This window comes from Bacillus sp. FJAT-27445, from assembly GCF_001510665.1.
GTDB lineage: Bacteria > Bacillota > Bacilli > Bacillales > Cytobacillaceae > Bacillus_D.
The window spans coordinates 24,165-38,897 of sequence record NZ_LMTI01000005.1; the positions used below are offsets into that span (position 1 = coordinate 24,165).

The following is a 14,733-nucleotide window of genomic DNA, read 5'->3' on the forward strand; positions in this document are numbered from 1 at the left end:
GTTTCCCCCTCTTATTGTAGGTACCTAAAATAAACATAGACCGTACAAATGGCAATTGTCAGTAACATGAGCGGGAATGCGACGATAAGGTATTTCACGAAGGAAATTGGATGTTTTTCCTTAGCGGCCATTCCGGCAACAATGACGTTGGCGCTCGCGCCGATCAAGGTTCCGTTCCCGCCAAGGCATGCCCCGAGCGCAAGGCTCCACCACAGCGGTTCAAGGTCGGTAATTCCCATCGAGCCCATGTCCTTAATCATCGGAATCATCGTGGCGACAAATGGAATATTGTCAATGAATGCGGATGCGATGGCGCTGACCCAAAGAATTAGCAGCGATGTTGCTGTAACATCCCCACCGGTAAGTTCCATCGATTTTTTAGCGAGCAGTGAAATAACTCCTGTTTCCACTAAGCCTCCGACCAGTACGAATAAACCGATAAAGAAAAAGATGGTTAGCCACTCAACTTTTTTCATCGAATCCTCAAGATAATGTTCCCCGGTCATAAGGAGGAGGAGGAAAGCGCCGGCCAATGCGATCGTTGCGTTTTCGACTTGGATGAACTGGTGGATAAAAAAGCCGAAAATTGTTACCGCGAGAGCAAAAAGCGATTTCTTTAGCAAGACTGTATCGGTGATTTCCGCTTTTTCATCAAGGTTCATAATGCCTGCTCTAAGTTCTTCAGTGGTATGAAGCGATTTTCTGTAAAGGAAACCCAGGATCACAATATTAACGATTAGGGTAATAAACGCAATCGGAGCCAGGTTTACGATGAATGCTGAAAAGGTAAGCTCCTTTACCGCGCTTCCAATCATAATATTCGGAGGGTCTCCAATCAGCGTTGCGGTTCCTCCTATATTCGAGGCGATAATTTGAGTAATCAAATACGGCATCGGATTCACTTTTAGCTGCCTTGTGATACTGAAGGTAACTGGGACAATCAGCAAAACGGTCGTAACGTTATCTAGGAATGCGGAAGCCAGTGCGGTAATCAGCCCTAAAACTATGAGAAGCTTTAAAGGGTCACCTTTAACTTTCTTTGCCGACCAGATAGCCAAATAACGGAATAATCCTGTTTCAGCCGTGATTGCAACGATCAGCATCATCCCTGTCAACAGGCCAAGAGTGTTAAAGTCAATGTGCTGAAGCGCTGATTCCTGGTCGAGTATGCCCAAGAGGACCATGGCGATGCCCCCTGCCATCGCGATGATTGTCCTGTGGATTTTCTCGGTTACGATAAATGCGTATGCAACCAGGAAAACTCCAATGGCAAGCAATGCTTGGTTTGTCAAAATCCCCATCTCCCAATATTATAAGTTTAATTAAAAGCTTTTGAATTTTTAAAAAAAGCTTTTCTAAAATTATATTTAAATAAAAGTAAAAAAACAATAGCCCGAAAGAATGGGTGTAGAAGAATCTATCAGTTTTAAAACGATAAAGTGATGCCGGCCAGGTAAACCCTGGACCGGCTTTTTCATTGGAGAGTATGTGGAAAAAAACTTAAACAAAATGACAAAATCAAGGAAGTTAGAAATTTTGACATGAATAAACCGAAATTTTTATGAATTTTTTGTAAACATCAAGCTATACCAATTACCGCCATTATAAAATGTTGGTATGGATTTAGATAGTTGCATGCATTCTAATGGGCATACAAACGGACTGCACTTCTTCGTTTTAGCAATTCAATGAAGATTAGTAGAGCGGATACTTATGAGAAAAAACAAGTCAGCGCAAAAGGGCTACGGACTGGATGGATACGGGATGGAGACGATTGAAAAAATCAAGGCGGAATATCATGGCTTGCTTAAGCGCGTGAATGAATTGGAGCGAAAAGAAAAAGAACTTGCCAAAAAACTGCGGATAAGCGAGTCAATGAAGCTTAATATTCTTAATTCCCTGCCTCTTAATATATTTTTGGAAGACAGGGAAGGCAGGACGCTGTTCGCGAATGCGGAAGTTTTGAGAGTCCATAATATGCAACCCGAGGAACTGAATGGAAAAACGGTCTTTGATTTTTTTCCAAAGCATATAGCGGAAATCAACAGGAAGGATGACCTCGAGGTTTGGAGGCAGAGGAAACTGATATCAAAGGAGGTTCCGGTTGGTTTCCAAGGCGAGGAAAGGGTCATGTATACCGGAAAAACGATCATCCAAACAGAGAATGAGGATTTCTTATTGGGATTCGGACTCGACATTACCGATAGGGTCAATGCGGAACAAAAGCTGCGGGAGAGCGAGGAAAAATTCAGAAATGTGGTAGACCAGGCAGCAGACAGCTTTTTCCTAATCGGTCTAAGCGGTCAATTCATTAATATTAACGCCGCGGCCATTGAATTGCTGGGTTATGGTATGGATAAGATGCTTGCTATGAATGTCCGCCATATCTTTGGAATCCTTCCTGAAAAGATGGAGGAGCTCCTGGACAAAGCGGGTAGTCATTTTTCCTGCCATTTTGAGGATAGAATGGCGGCAAGTGACGGAAGAGAAATCCCGGTGGATATTAATTTCCGTCTAATCCGTATCGGTGAGGAACAAAACTTCCTTGCCCTTTGCAGGGATATCAGGGACCTGAAAAAATCCCAGGAGGCCATCCAGCATATGGCCTATCATGATGCTTTAACAGGCCTGCCAAACAGATGGTACATCCAATCTTTTTTAAAAGAATACTTCAGGGGCCTGAAACAGAAAAAACTTGGACTCCTTCTTCTTGATTTGGATCATTTTAAAGTAATCAATGACAGCATGGGCCACCACGCGGGCGATAAGCTGCTCCAGGAAGTCGCCGGCAGGCTTCACTCGGTTTGCTGCCAGGGCAATATTGTCGCCAGATTCGGGGGGGATGAATTTGTCGTGCTAATGCCTGAACTGAACAGCAATGAGGAAACGATTGTCGCGAGTGAAAAAATCAATCAAATCATGGCACAGCCCTTTTCCATCAACGGGCGTAAAATCCTGATCACGACAAGTATCGGGATTAGCATAAGTCCGAGGGATGGCAGCGAAATAAATATGCTCCTCAGGAATGCGGACCTTGCCATGTATGAATCGAAGGAGAATGGTCGAAATTGCTACCGGTTGTATGATAAGTCAATGGATACTAGGGCAATGGAAAGAATGGAAAAAGAAATCAGGCTGCGGCAGGCCCTTGAAACGAGTAGCTTCCTGCTTCATTACCAGCCCAAGCATAACCTGAAAACAAATGAAATGGATGGATTTGAGGCGCTAGTCCGCTGGAACCGGGAAGGTAAAATTCTTTATCCTGGAGAGTTCATCGATGTTGCCGAGGAGACGGGGCTGATTGTTCCGTTAGGGGAGTGGGTTCTCCGGGAGGCATGCAGGCAGTGCAAGGAGTGGCATGATCTAGGGTATGGCCATCTTTCTATCAGCGTTAATCTATCCCCGCTGCAGTTTCGGAAACAAAATCTTGAAAAGCTGATTGCCGGCATTCTCGAGGAAACCGGCCTACCAGCCCATGCTCTTGAACTGGAACTAACCGAAGGAACAGTCATGCATGAACCTGAAAAGGCTGCAAAAGTACTGTGCAACCTTAAGGCGCTGGGGGTAACAATCGCCATAGACGATTTTGGCACAGGCTTTTCTTCCTTGAGTTATTTGAAGTATTTTCCAATTGATGTTCTAAAAATTGACAGGTCCTTTATTATGGATTTAACTTGCCATAATACAGATGAATCAATTGCCTTAGCTGTCATAAATCTTGCAAATAGCCTTAAGCTAAAGGTGGTGGCTGAAGGGGTCGAAACGTTCGAGCAGCTTGCTTTCCTGGAGGGCAGTACCTGCAATTATGCACAGGGCTATTATATTAGCAGGCCTCTGGAAGCAGAAACGGCACTTTCTTTTATAAAAAAAAGCCAATTGCTTGTTTGAAAAAGGAGGAAGGCTCCGTTGAACCCGAGGCCTTCCTTCTACATTTAGTATGCTTTTTTCGTGAAATAACTTCTTTTCACCGGGGCACTTACATTACTGGGAATCCTAAACGCTTAAACTGGAATGGTAGGAAGGAAAATTTTAATATCCGTGCCTTCAGCGGGTTTACTGGAGACTTCAATTTTTCCTCCCAGGGACTGGACAATCCTCCAGACGACCATTAAGCCAAGACCGGTCCCCATTGATTTTGTTGTAAAATAGGGTTCGCCTAACCGCGATAGTTGGTCCGTATCCATGCCTGTGCCATTATCAAGGAAGGTGATTTCAACATTTCCATTCTTATTTGCCATTTCAATAATTAATACGCCTCCTTCAGGCATGGCTTCGATTGCATTTTTTCCGAGATTGACCAAAACCTGGCGAATTTTCTTTCTCTCGCACAATAAGACGGCTTCTTCGGGTGCGTTAATTTTGATTTGGACATTGTGCATGGTTGAATACGATTGGAGAATATCTTCCACCCAGTAGATTTCATCCTTTAAGGCCACCTCTTCCGGGGCATTCGGATATGGATTCGCAAGGATAAGGTACTCGTCAATGATATCCTTTGCACTGTCTATCTCCTGAAGAGCAAGGTTTATATAGTTTTCCCTATCCTCTGAGTCAGTTCCAGATTCCTTGAGGAGCTGGATGAACCCCCTGGAAACAGTAAGGGGATTCCGGATTTCGTGTGACACGCTGGCAGCCATTTCACCGATCATCTGCATTTTTGCTGCTTTGACCAGTTCATCTCTTATATTAATATTCTTCTTGATATACTCAAGAATTACTGCAGTTATTAGAATGCCTAACAGCTGCATTGCTACAAATACATAGGCGAATTCCCCGTACGTGAGCGGGACACTTGCCATTGACTTTGACAAGGCGAGCGCCATGGTGGAAAAGAAAATCGAAAATCCTGAAACGATGAGCAGCCTGGTTGAGAATGCTTGTTTGAAAAAACTTGGCCTGAATAAAGGAACAATAAGGAAAATGGCAGTCTGTGTGATCAGGTAAATATAAAAACCTTCACCACCCATTAGGAATCGGTAACCAAGTGTAAGGACAACGAGAAGCAGGCTATTTCTATATCCAAGATAGAGGCATGCGAAAATGATGGGAATCTGCCTTAAATCAAAAATGAATCCAACGGAAAAATTCACGGGAAACGTCATGCATAGAATGGCGGATCCGGCCGCAATTAGGTTCGCCAATAATAAATTCAACCGGTTTTTTGATAAATTCAGTTTATCTTCCCAAGTGCTCACAAGCAAAAGGGGAAGAAGGCTAATAAAAAATACGTTTAAGAGCAAATCTTTAACGACTTGATGCATAATTCGGCCTCCATTTCTTTACAGACTTATTGCTCTATAAAGGGTATAGGAAAATTTCTTTAGGAATTTAATATCATCGTTACACTAATAATAGTGGAAAACAATGTGGTAATGGAGCATTTTGGGTGTTTTCCACAAAACTGACAGAAATTCGCCACAAACATATGAAGATTATTCGAATTTCTGATGAAAGGAAAACAACATGGTGGAGTTTTTTTTATAATGGACCTATACAATACGGAGGTGGAAGAAAATGAATATTACCACGATCATTGAACTTGAAAATAGGGAAGTAGAGAATATGGCTGGCGGCAGGCTTGTCTTCGCGCAGGAGCGGATTGATGAAAACATCGTTGAAACCTGTGTGGATTGTTTCCAAGAGACTGGCACAGATGAAAAAATACCGACAGATGATGCCATGCAGCGTGTGTTTGACAAGCTAAAAGAGGAAGGGGTTATCCCCGAAAAGGTTGCAGAATTTTCTTATGAAATGCCTTCATGCGGCCAGTTGAGGAAAAAATCTGAAACTTCATTTGATATTCCGCAAAAAGTCATTCTGTCATTCATGAGCTAAAAAATAGCCGTGTACCAGCTTCCGTGCTCTAAAACACATCGTTGTTGAAAAAAGAAAACATGGAATTGCTTGCAGCCATCGAAGAGGAAATTGAAAACTGCTGGCAGTGCCGGAAGGAAAAGAACGACAGCCCATGCTGTAATATGGACGGGTTGAATGAATGCAAAGCGGTTCTTATTCCAATAAAGGACCGCTTTTTTTTTTAGGAAAACGGGATTAGAATGTTTTTTAGGGAAATTTCCGGTTTCGATTTCACTTTGGCCATCATTGATCATATTCAGTTCATCTAAAACTTCCAAATGAGCTGTTTTAGGATACTAGGAAATATATCGAGATTTTTCGTTCCTTTATCGAAAATTTTAAAGATATATCGAAAAATTTTGGGTGGATATCGAAAATTTCAATGCAGATATCGAAAACTATTACGATTAGGACGAATCACTCACTGAGTTATGGCGGTCGGCTTACGCTCTACTTATCAGGTGTGACAAAGGTCAAAGCCAGAAGGAGTTGCAGTGATTTATAATGGCATTGACTGGATTACCGGAAGAAAATATGTAAGCGTTTACAAATGGAAGAGAGTTGGGACAGCAATGAGGATTGATACTAGGATTACCATTCTGGCGGGGCATTTTGGAAGCGGAAAGACAGAGCTTGCCCTCAATTTGGCCCTCCGGGAACGGAAGGTACATGAAAAGGTCGCGATTGCTGATTTGGATGTAATAAATCCATATTTCCGGTCCAGAGATGTTTCAGGAATATTAACAGAGAATGGCATCGAACTGATTGGCCCGTCTGCAAGGCTGGCATCATCCGATCTCCCAGTGGTTTCAGGTGAAATATACAGAGTAATTCATGACCCTTCCTATCGGGTCATCATTGATGCGGGTGGAGAAAAAGACGGGGCAACCGTTCTTGGCCAGTATTACCACGAGTGGAAGGATATAGGGGCAACGATGCTGTTTGTTTTGAACGCGAACCGCCCCTATGTGAGCACCGAGGATGGGGCCATTGATGCGATAAAAGGAATTGAAAAAGCGGCTAGGCTCCGTGTAAGCGGAATTATTAACAATACGAACCTTGGCGGAGCGACAGCACCTGAAGATATTTTAAAAGGGGATATCCTTTCAGGAAAGGTTGCGCGATCACTCGATATTCCTGTTCTGGCTACAGCAGTTTCAAGGCAACTGGAGGACATGTCCAGCTTTGCAGGAAGGGAAGATCTATTCGTCATCGACCGCTTTATGAAATTGCCATGGGAATGAGGAGGAGAAAAGGTGGAACAACGAGTTGTATTTAATGAAATGTTTTGCAAATCTTGCAGCCTTTGCGTACAGGTATGTCCTGTAAATGTCATCTTTCTGGCAGATTACCTGAATGGAAAAGGTTACCGTCCCGCAACCGTAACCGAGCAGGAAAAATGCATCAGCTGTGCGAAATGCGGACAGATTTGCCCAGATGGAGTCATTACGGTATACCGTCCCGAGAAAAAGAAGCAGACCGTATAGGATAGATTGATAGAGTTGCGATAAACAATTTCCTATCGGCCAGGAAAGGGGAAAGACAATGGCAAAAGTGTTGATGAAAGGGAATGAAGTCATTGCGGAGGCAGCGGTCCATGCCGGCTGCAAGTATTTCTTTGGCTATCCGATTACGCCGCAAAGCGAACTTGTGGCTTATATGGCAAGAAGGCTGCCCGAAGTAGGCGGGGTGTTCCTCCAGGCAGAAAGTGAAGTAGCAGCCATCAATATGGTATACGGAGCGGCGGGAACAGGTGTCAGGGTAATGACGTCCTCCTCGAGCCCGGGATTCAGCCTCAAGCAAGAAGGGATTTCTTATCTTGTCGGGGCGGAGCTTCCAGCAGTTATAGTGAATGTTGTCCGTGGAGGCCCGGGTCTAGGGAATATCCAGCCCGCTCAATCGGATTATTTCCAAGTAACGAAGGGCGGAGGGCACGGGGATTATTATACCCCTGTCTTAGCTCCTTCAAGCCTTCAGGAAATTGTTGATTTAACACAGGATGCATTCAATATAGCAGATCGGTACCGGACCCCGGTGATTGTGCTTGGTGATGGAATGCTTGGACAAATGATGGAGCCTGTTGAATTTGGCGAGCGTAAGGAGAGGGCTGCAGTCCCTAAGGAGTGGGCAACGACTGGCACCCGCGGGGATGGGAACCGAAGGGTGATATCTTCGCTTGACCTCGATGCGGATGCGCTTGAAGCACGTAATATCAGGCTGCAAAAAAAGTTTGATGAAATTAGGGAAAATGAAGTGCGTTACGAGACCTATTTAACAGATGATGCTGAATTTATCGTGACAGCCTTTGGAACGGTGGCCCGAATTGCGGTGAATGCGATTAACAGGGCGCGCCAGGAGGGAATCAAGGTTGGCATGATTCGCCCGATTTCCCTATGGCCATTCCCCGTTCAGCCTTTTCATGAAACAAGGGACCGAGTTAAAACCTACCTGTCCGTTGAAATGAGTGCCGGGCAGATGGTTGAGGACGTTCGCCTTGCAGTGGAAGGGCGTGCGCCTGTCGAGTTTTATGGCCGAAATGGCGGGGTAGTGCCAACCCAGGAAGAGATTTTCGGCAAGATCTTTGAAATGGCGGGGAGGGTGTCTGTATGAGCATGAAGACTGTTTTTGAAAAGACAACGGGGCTGACTGAAAACCCGACCCATTACTGCCCTGGCTGTACCCACGGAATTATCCACAGGATGGTCGGGGAAGTGCTTGAGGAAATGGATATTCTTGAGGATACGGTGGGGGTTGCTTCCGTTGGCTGCTCCGTACTGTCCTATGAATATTTCAATTGTGATATGACCCAGGCTGCGCACGGCCGAGCACCCGCAGTTGCAACTGGCATTAAGAGAGTACTGCCCGACCGGTTTGTCTTTACTTACCAAGGAGATGGCGACCTTGCCTCAATCGGAATCAGCGAAGTGATCCACGCTGCGGCCCGTGGCGAGAATATTACAGTGATTTTTGTGAATAATGCCATATACGGAATGACTGGCGGGCAAATGGCACCAACGACCTTAATTGGCCAGAAGACCGCAACAAGCCCATTTGGACGGGATCCGCGCCTGCAAGGATCGCCAATCCGGGTAAGCGAAATGATTTCAACATTGGACGGGGCGGCTTATATTGAACGGGTATCCTCCCATGATGTCCCGAACATAATCAAAGCAAAAAAAGCAATCCGGCGCGCTTTTGAGACGCAGAAGAAAGGTCTCGGCTTTTCCATGGTGGAAGTCCTGTCAACATGCCCGACCAACTGGGGCCTTGACCCGCATGAATCGCTAGATTGGGTAAGGGATAGCATGGTTCCGGTTTACCCTCTTGGTATTTACAAAGGGGGGAATTAAGGATGCTTGAAGAAATCATCATCGCAGGCTTTGGCGGGCAAGGAATCATGTCTATGGGACAGTTGCTAGCCTATGCCGGTTTGCATGAAGGGAAAAATGTTTCCTGGCTCCCTTCTTACGGGCCCGAACAACGAGGCGGGACTGCAAACTGCGCTGTCGTGATAAGTGGGGAACCAGTGGGATCGCCGTTGGTCAGTTCACCGTCAGCGGCAATCGTCTTAAACAATCCTTCGTTTGAAAAGTTTGAGTCGAAGGTAAGGCAGGGCGGGGTTCTGATTACCAATAGCTCGCTTGTCACAGTCAAGTCGGCCCGCAATGACATACGGACGATTGAAATTGACGCGACCGGAATTGCAAACGACCTGGGAAATGGCAGGGTTGCAAACATGGTCTTGCTAGGGGCGTTTATCGAATCGACTGGAATCCTTGACTACAATTCGCTAATTGAATCGCTGAAAAAAGTTTTATCCTCTGATAAACACCATTTAATCGACCTGAACAGGCTGGCCCTTGCGAAGGGCGCCGCAATTGTCAAGGAAGCTTCCATGAGTTAATAATAGAGTGCCGGGGCTGTCTATAGTTGCTCCGGCCTTTTTGCGTTTTATTGTTGTTTTGAAGTAATTGCTAGGTTATTTTCCTGAAAGCGTGATACACTTCACTTAATTGAAAATCATTTTCATTTATGATTGAAACAGAAGGACAAAATTTTTAGGAGGCGTTTTGGAATGGAAAAACATTCACTTTCTGCATATATGGAGTACAACAGTGAAAAGTTTACAAAGAGGGTAGTTTTTAAAAAAGGTGAAAGCACCGCTTTTGTTCTGAACTTTACTCCAGGACAGCAGCTGCCACCCCATAAGCATCCCGGAACGGAAGTGTTCCTGCTGGTTTTGGGCGGTTCAGGAACATTCATGATTGATGGGGAGGAACTGCAGACTGCCGCAAATGATGTGGTCCATTGCAGCGGAGAAGAAACACTCGCATTCGCCAACAACGGCAGTGAGCCAGTCAGCCTGTATGTGGTTTTGACCAAAGTTCCGTCACCCGAGTATGCAAAGGATATTTAATGAGGAAAGTGCCTGGCCCTTGTGATGGGGCCAGGCACTTTGGTTTTTGCGATGTTTTATTCACTAAGTCGAACGAAAAGATGCTGATTCGGTCAAAACGGGCAGTGATTCGGTCAAACCAGAAAACGGGACCAATCCCCGTAAAAACCACAGGCGGCCCGGAAAGCGGACCGCCTGTGCTGTTCTGTCTCAAAAATATATTTTAAAGCCCCTATTCCCTGTCGCCAAGCGCTGCCTTTTTCCTCCCTTTTCCGAAGAACCACCAATTCCAGTCGCCGAGCAGTTTCATTAGCGATGGGACCAATACCATCCGGATAAGGGTGGCATCAATAAAGATCGCAATCGCAATCCCGACTCCAAGTTGTTTTACCGGCATGACGCCAGTAAATGCAAAAGCGCCGGTAACGACAATCATGATAGCTGCGGCAGAAGTAATAATTTTGCTTGTTGTTGTGAGGCCAAGGATTGTCGCCTTGCTGTTGTCGCCGGTTTCCAGGTAGTACTCCTGGATACGGGAAATCAGGAAGACCTCGTAGTCCATCGACAATCCAAAAACGAGCGAGAAAACAAACACCGGCAAAATCAGGGCAATGTCGGCCGGGTCCGCCCCAAAATGGCCCTCCTGGAAAATATATACGACAATCCCGAAGGTGGCTCCTAGACTAAGCATATTCATCAAAATCGCTTTAATCGGTATTAGTACCGATCGGAATGCCAGCATAAGGATGATGAAGGTGGAAATGAAAATTAAAATCAAACCGTACGGTGCTTTTTTGTAAATTTCATCAAAAATTTCCTGTTGGAATTTTATTTGGCCTCCGAAATATGCCTTCATGCCATAATCCTTTTCAGACCAGTCTCTTACCCACTCACGTGCCTTATCCGAATGCTCGCCTGTTTTCAAATAAACATTTACCAGCATTTTATCTCCTTTAATATAATGCTCCTTTACTTTTGAAAGCAGTGCTTGTCTGCTTGGATCTTCAGCGGACACCATCTTTAGCTGGCTATACTCCTTGCCATTGGCTATTCCCACTGCCGTAAAGAACGATTCGATTGAATCCACGGATTTGCTGTTTTCAAACTTGGCAATGGCCTCGCTTGCTGTATCGAGGTTTTTTTCTTCGTCCATTCTGCTGTCCGATTCCAAAACGACGGTGATTTTTTGGTAATCACGCTTTCCCTCAGGCTGGAACTCTTTTCGGAAAGTCTCGTAGGCAACCCGGGATTCGTATTTTTTAGGCAGCGAATCGGTACCAGGTATGGTTAGATGCATATCCTTTGCTGGAATGATTCCCGCCAGCAAAATGGAGAATGCGGCGAGCATCATGATAACCGGATGCTTCATCACAGTTTTGGCGAACGAATGCCAGCCGCTTTTTGTCTTATTTCGAGGTTTAATGACTGTAAATTTATTGATTCTCTCGCCAAGGAGGGAAAGAAAAGCCGGCAGGAACGTGATTGCGCATAGTGCGGAAACAAAAACGACAATCATTCCGCCAAGGGCAACGTTTTGGAAAATATCTATCTGGATGAATAGCAGTCCAGAAAGCCCGATAAAGACGCAAAAGGCAGAAAATACGATTGATCTGCCAGCTGTGGCTACAGTCACTTCGATGCTTTCCGCAACTGATTTGGTCTGCAGCTCTTCCTTGTAGCGGTTAATGATTAGCAGGGCAAAATCGATGCTTAGTGCAAGCCCAATCATCGGGACAATATTTAATATAAAGATTGATAAATTTGTGGTATGGCTGAAGAAATAGACGATTCCCATCGTCATCAGAATAGAAACGATACCAATTATCAATGGGACCGATGCTGCGACCAGCCCGCCGAATGCTAGGACCAGGACAATGAGGGCGATTGGCAGGCCAATCATTTCAGCCCGGGCCAAGTCCTTTTGGCTCGCTTCATTTAGGTCCCTTACGATAACCGGCTCCCCCGTCATACTTACACTTAACCCTTTTTTGTCCTTCAGATATGGTTCCAGCTCACGGATTTCATCCGCAAGGCTCCCAGCATCCCTGTCAAACGTTATTACGCCATAAGCATACTTCCCTTTCATCATGCCATCCAGATTAAAAGGAGATATCAGCCCTGATGCCGGCTTATATTTCTCAAGCCTTGTAAACGTTTCTTCAATATAAGAATGCCAATTTTCATCCGTCACACCCTTATCTTTTTCAAAAAGGAGGATAATGGTCGATTCAGGCTGGCCGAAATCTTTTTCAAGTATATCCCTTGTCTCATTATATTTACCGTCGTATTCAAAGCCGTTGCCGCTTAAGACCGATGGCAGCTTAAACGCGAAAACCGCCAAAGTAACAATTGCCGCCACCCAGACCGCCAACACCAAATATTTATATTTGTCTGCAAACCTTCCAAGACGCCTCACAGCCTTACCTCCTCATTCTCTTACCCAATACCTCCATTTTGTCATAATTCCAATTGCATTAAGATAGGTTTTTGCTATTTTTCCTAAAATCGTAAAGATTTCCGCCCAATCCTTTACCCATTTCCACAGTCTTCAAAATCCTTAAAAGATACAGTCCCTCTGTCAATTGATTGTTTTTTTGGTAAAATAAAGTGAACCTTTCCTCAGTGGGGTCTTCTTTCCCACTGAGGATTAGGTGAACCAATCGGACCTTTAGTGACAGTTGCCCTTTAGGGCTTACTGTCACTAAAGTGTGGGGTAGAGCCATGATACAGGATGCAGGTGAGGTATATGGAAAAAGACAAATTGTCCAAAATAATCGAAGCGGCCAAGCTTTATTATCTTCTTGATTACAATCAACATGATATCGCAAAAGTGCTAGGTGTTTCCAGGCCAACAGTCTCAAGGCTTTTACAGGCTGCAAAGTCGGAAGGCATTGTCCAAATAACGATAAAGGATCCAATGGAAAATGTCGAAAGCCTGGCTGACTCCCTTGAGAAAAAATTCGGCCTGAAAAGAGCGATTGTTGTTTCTATTCCCCAGTACGAGGGAACGATAATAAAGACTTTCCTGGGGGAAGCGGCTGCGGCTTATCTACATGATATTGTCAAGGATGGCGATATTATCGGAGTCACATGGGGGACAACCATATACCATGTTGCCGTTGAATTAAAGCAAATAGCTGTCAACAATGTGAAGGTTGTCCAGCTTAAGGGCGGGGTAAGCCATTCGGAAACGAATACATACGCATCCGAAACCCTTTACTTGTTCGGGAAAGCGTTTAATACCGCTCCTCATCATCTTCCGCTTCCCGCGATTGTTGACCACCCGGTGGTGAAGCAGGCAATGGAGGCTGACAGGCATATTAAACGGATTCTTGATCTTGGCAAACAGGCCAATATCGCCTTGTTTACGATTGGCCCGGTAAGGGAGGAATCTCTCCTGTTCCAGCTGGGTTACTTTTCACAGAGCGATTTGGACTCCTTGTATGGAAAGGCTGCAGGGGATATATGCTCGCGTTTTTTTGATAAGGATGGGGCTATTTGCAATGAAAGTCTGAATGACCGGACGCTAGGGATTGATCTTGGCGAGCTGAAAAAAAAGGAACATTCCATCCTGGTCGCCGGCGGGCAGAATAAGGTGGAGGGAATTTATGGGGCATTGAAAGGCAATTATGCAAATATACTGGTTACCGACCATTTTACTGCCCAACTTCTGCTTGAAAAATCAGAAGAAGTATAGTTATTGATAAGTTTTACATTTGTTCAAAATTGATTTTACAAATGTTCTTGATTTTTGTTATAGTTAAAGTGAAGAAAAAGGAGGTATTAGAATGTCTCAAAAAATTGCAGGCATGATTGATCATACATTATTAAAGGCAAACGCGACGAATGCGGAAATCACAAAGCTTGCCGAAGAAGCAAAGGAATTTAAATTCGCTTCGGTCTGTGTAAACCCAACATGGGTGAAGAAAGCGGCAGAACTGCTCGCTGAAGCACCAGAGGTGAAGGTATGCACAGTCATCGGTTTCCCGCTAGGCGCGAATACGCCTGAAACGAAAGCCTTTGAAACAAAAAATGCGATTGAAAATGGTGCCGGTGAGGTTGATATGGTAATCAATATCGGTGCGTTGAAGGACGGAGACTACGAATTGGTCGAGCGGGACATCCGCGCGGTAGTAGACGCCGCAAAAGGAAAAGCACTGACCAAAGTCATCATTGAAACAGCGCTTTTAACAGATGAAGAAAAAGTGAAGGCTTGTGAACTTGCGGTTAATGCAGGGGCGGATTTTGTAAAAACCTCGACTGGATTTTCAACAGGCGGAGCAACCTCCGCGGATATCAAGCTGATGCGTGAAGCTGTTGGCCCGGAACTTGGCGTAAAAGCATCCGGAGGCGTAAGAAGCCGCGAAGACGCGCTTATGCTGATTGAAGCGGGAGCAACACGGATTGGGGCCAGCTCAGGCGTGGCCATTGTAAAAGGCGAAACATCCGACAGTGCTTACTAACTTGACAAAATAATGAGG

13 protein-coding genes are annotated in these 14,733 nt (G+C 45.0%); 10 read left to right on the forward strand and 3 right to left on the reverse strand.

The annotated features are described in order from the left end of the window. Positions 1–11: 11 nt before the first annotated feature. Positions 12–1,292 (reverse strand): ArsB/NhaD family transporter, encoded by a 1,281-nt coding sequence (locus tag AR337_RS14760; protein ID WP_059172792.1) that lies wholly within the window; start codon positions 1,290–1,292, stop codon positions 12–14. A 421-nt stretch (positions 1,293–1,713) separates the two neighbouring features. On the opposite strand from AR337_RS14760, the gene AR337_RS14765 reads away from it, so the two are divergent. Continuing rightward, positions 1,714–3,888, forward strand: coding sequence for an EAL domain-containing protein (locus AR337_RS14765; protein WP_253701784.1), 2,175 nt, complete (start codon positions 1,714–1,716; stop codon positions 3,886–3,888). A 113-nt stretch (positions 3,889–4,001) separates the two neighbouring features. On the opposite strand, the gene AR337_RS14770 is transcribed toward AR337_RS14765, so the two are convergent. Continuing rightward, the gene (locus AR337_RS14770; protein ID WP_059172793.1) at positions 4,002–5,261 is read right to left on the reverse strand and encodes an ATP-binding protein; all 1,260 of its coding nucleotides are present in this window, start codon (positions 5,259–5,261) and stop codon (positions 4,002–4,004) included. A gap of 253 nt (positions 5,262–5,514) precedes the next feature. Between AR337_RS14770 and AR337_RS14775 the strand changes: the two genes are divergently transcribed. From AR337_RS14775 to AR337_RS14810, 7 genes are all read left to right on the forward strand, one after another. Continuing rightward, a complete protein-coding gene (locus tag AR337_RS14775; protein WP_059172794.1) occupies positions 5,515–5,835 on the forward strand; it encodes a hypothetical protein in 321 nt (106 codons plus the stop codon). Between the two features lie 515 nt (positions 5,836–6,350). Next, positions 6,351–7,100 carry an ATP-binding protein gene (locus AR337_RS14785; RefSeq protein WP_059172796.1) on the forward strand — a complete coding sequence of 250 codons (750 nt, stop codon included), beginning with the start codon at positions 6,351–6,353 and terminating at the stop codon, positions 7,098–7,100. A 12-nt stretch (positions 7,101–7,112) separates the two neighbouring features. Further along, on the forward strand, positions 7,113–7,343 hold the full coding sequence (locus AR337_RS14790) for a 4Fe-4S binding protein (protein ID WP_253701786.1): 231 nt from the start codon (positions 7,113–7,115) through the stop codon (positions 7,341–7,343). A 58-nt stretch (positions 7,344–7,401) separates the two neighbouring features. Next, the gene (locus AR337_RS14795; protein WP_059172797.1) at positions 7,402–8,466 is read left to right on the forward strand and encodes a 3-methyl-2-oxobutanoate dehydrogenase subunit VorB; all 1,065 of its coding nucleotides are present in this window, start codon (positions 7,402–7,404) and stop codon (positions 8,464–8,466) included. Continuing rightward, entirely contained in the window at positions 8,463–9,206 is a 744-nt protein-coding gene (locus AR337_RS14800) for a thiamine pyrophosphate-dependent enzyme (protein WP_253701789.1), read from the forward strand. Before AR337_RS14795 ends, AR337_RS14800 begins: the two co-directional genes overlap by 4 nt. 2 nt (positions 9,207–9,208) lie before the next feature. Further along, positions 9,209–9,760 carry a 2-oxoacid:acceptor oxidoreductase family protein gene (locus tag AR337_RS14805; RefSeq protein ID WP_059172798.1) on the forward strand — a complete coding sequence of 184 codons (552 nt, stop codon included), beginning with the start codon at positions 9,209–9,211 and terminating at the stop codon, positions 9,758–9,760. A 171-nt stretch (positions 9,761–9,931) separates the two neighbouring features. Continuing rightward, a complete protein-coding gene (locus AR337_RS14810; protein WP_059172799.1) occupies positions 9,932–10,273 on the forward strand; it encodes a cupin domain-containing protein in 342 nt (113 codons plus the stop codon). Positions 10,274–10,484: 211 nt separating this feature from the next. Here the strand turns inward: AR337_RS14810 and AR337_RS14815 are convergent, their stop codons facing one another. Continuing rightward, positions 10,485–12,668, reverse strand: a complete 2,184-nt coding sequence (locus AR337_RS14815; protein ID WP_059172800.1) for an MMPL family transporter — start codon at positions 12,666–12,668, stop codon at positions 10,485–10,487. Between the two features lie 330 nt (positions 12,669–12,998). Here AR337_RS14815 and AR337_RS14820 point away from each other — a divergent pair, with 330 nt between their 5' ends. Then, positions 12,999–13,949, forward strand: a complete 951-nt coding sequence (locus AR337_RS14820; protein WP_059172801.1) for a sugar-binding transcriptional regulator — start codon at positions 12,999–13,001, stop codon at positions 13,947–13,949. Between the two features lie 91 nt (positions 13,950–14,040). After that, on the forward strand, positions 14,041–14,715 hold the full coding sequence (gene deoC / locus AR337_RS14825; protein ID WP_059172802.1) for a deoxyribose-phosphate aldolase: 675 nt from the start codon (positions 14,041–14,043) through the stop codon (positions 14,713–14,715). Positions 14,716–14,733: the final 18 nt, after the last annotated feature.

What these genes read in the sequence shown, in the direction of transcription:
- AR337_RS14765 (WP_253701784.1), top strand. Translation starts at nt 1,714, where the DNA reads ATGAGAAAAAACAAGTCAGCGCAAAAGGGCTACGGACTGGATGGATAC.
- AR337_RS14805 (WP_059172798.1), top strand. Translation starts at nt 9,209, where the DNA reads ATGCTTGAAGAAATCATCATCGCAGGCTTTGGCGGGCAAGGAATCATG.
- AR337_RS14820 (WP_059172801.1), top strand. Translation starts at nt 12,999, where the DNA reads ATGGAAAAAGACAAATTGTCCAAAATAATCGAAGCGGCCAAGCTTTAT.
- AR337_RS14810 (WP_059172799.1), top strand. Translation starts at nt 9,932, where the DNA reads ATGGAAAAACATTCACTTTCTGCATATATGGAGTACAACAGTGAAAAG.
- AR337_RS14795 (WP_059172797.1), top strand. Translation starts at nt 7,402, where the DNA reads ATGGCAAAAGTGTTGATGAAAGGGAATGAAGTCATTGCGGAGGCAGCG.
- AR337_RS14800 (WP_253701789.1), top strand. Translation starts at nt 8,463, where the DNA reads ATGAGCATGAAGACTGTTTTTGAAAAGACAACGGGGCTGACTGAAAAC.
- AR337_RS14770 (WP_059172793.1), bottom strand. Translation starts at nt 5,261, where the DNA reads ATGCATCAAGTCGTTAAAGATTTGCTCTTAAACGTATTTTTTATTAGC.
- AR337_RS14775 (WP_059172794.1), top strand. Translation starts at nt 5,515, where the DNA reads ATGAATATTACCACGATCATTGAACTTGAAAATAGGGAAGTAGAGAAT.
- deoC (WP_059172802.1), top strand. Translation starts at nt 14,041, where the DNA reads ATGTCTCAAAAAATTGCAGGCATGATTGATCATACATTATTAAAGGCA.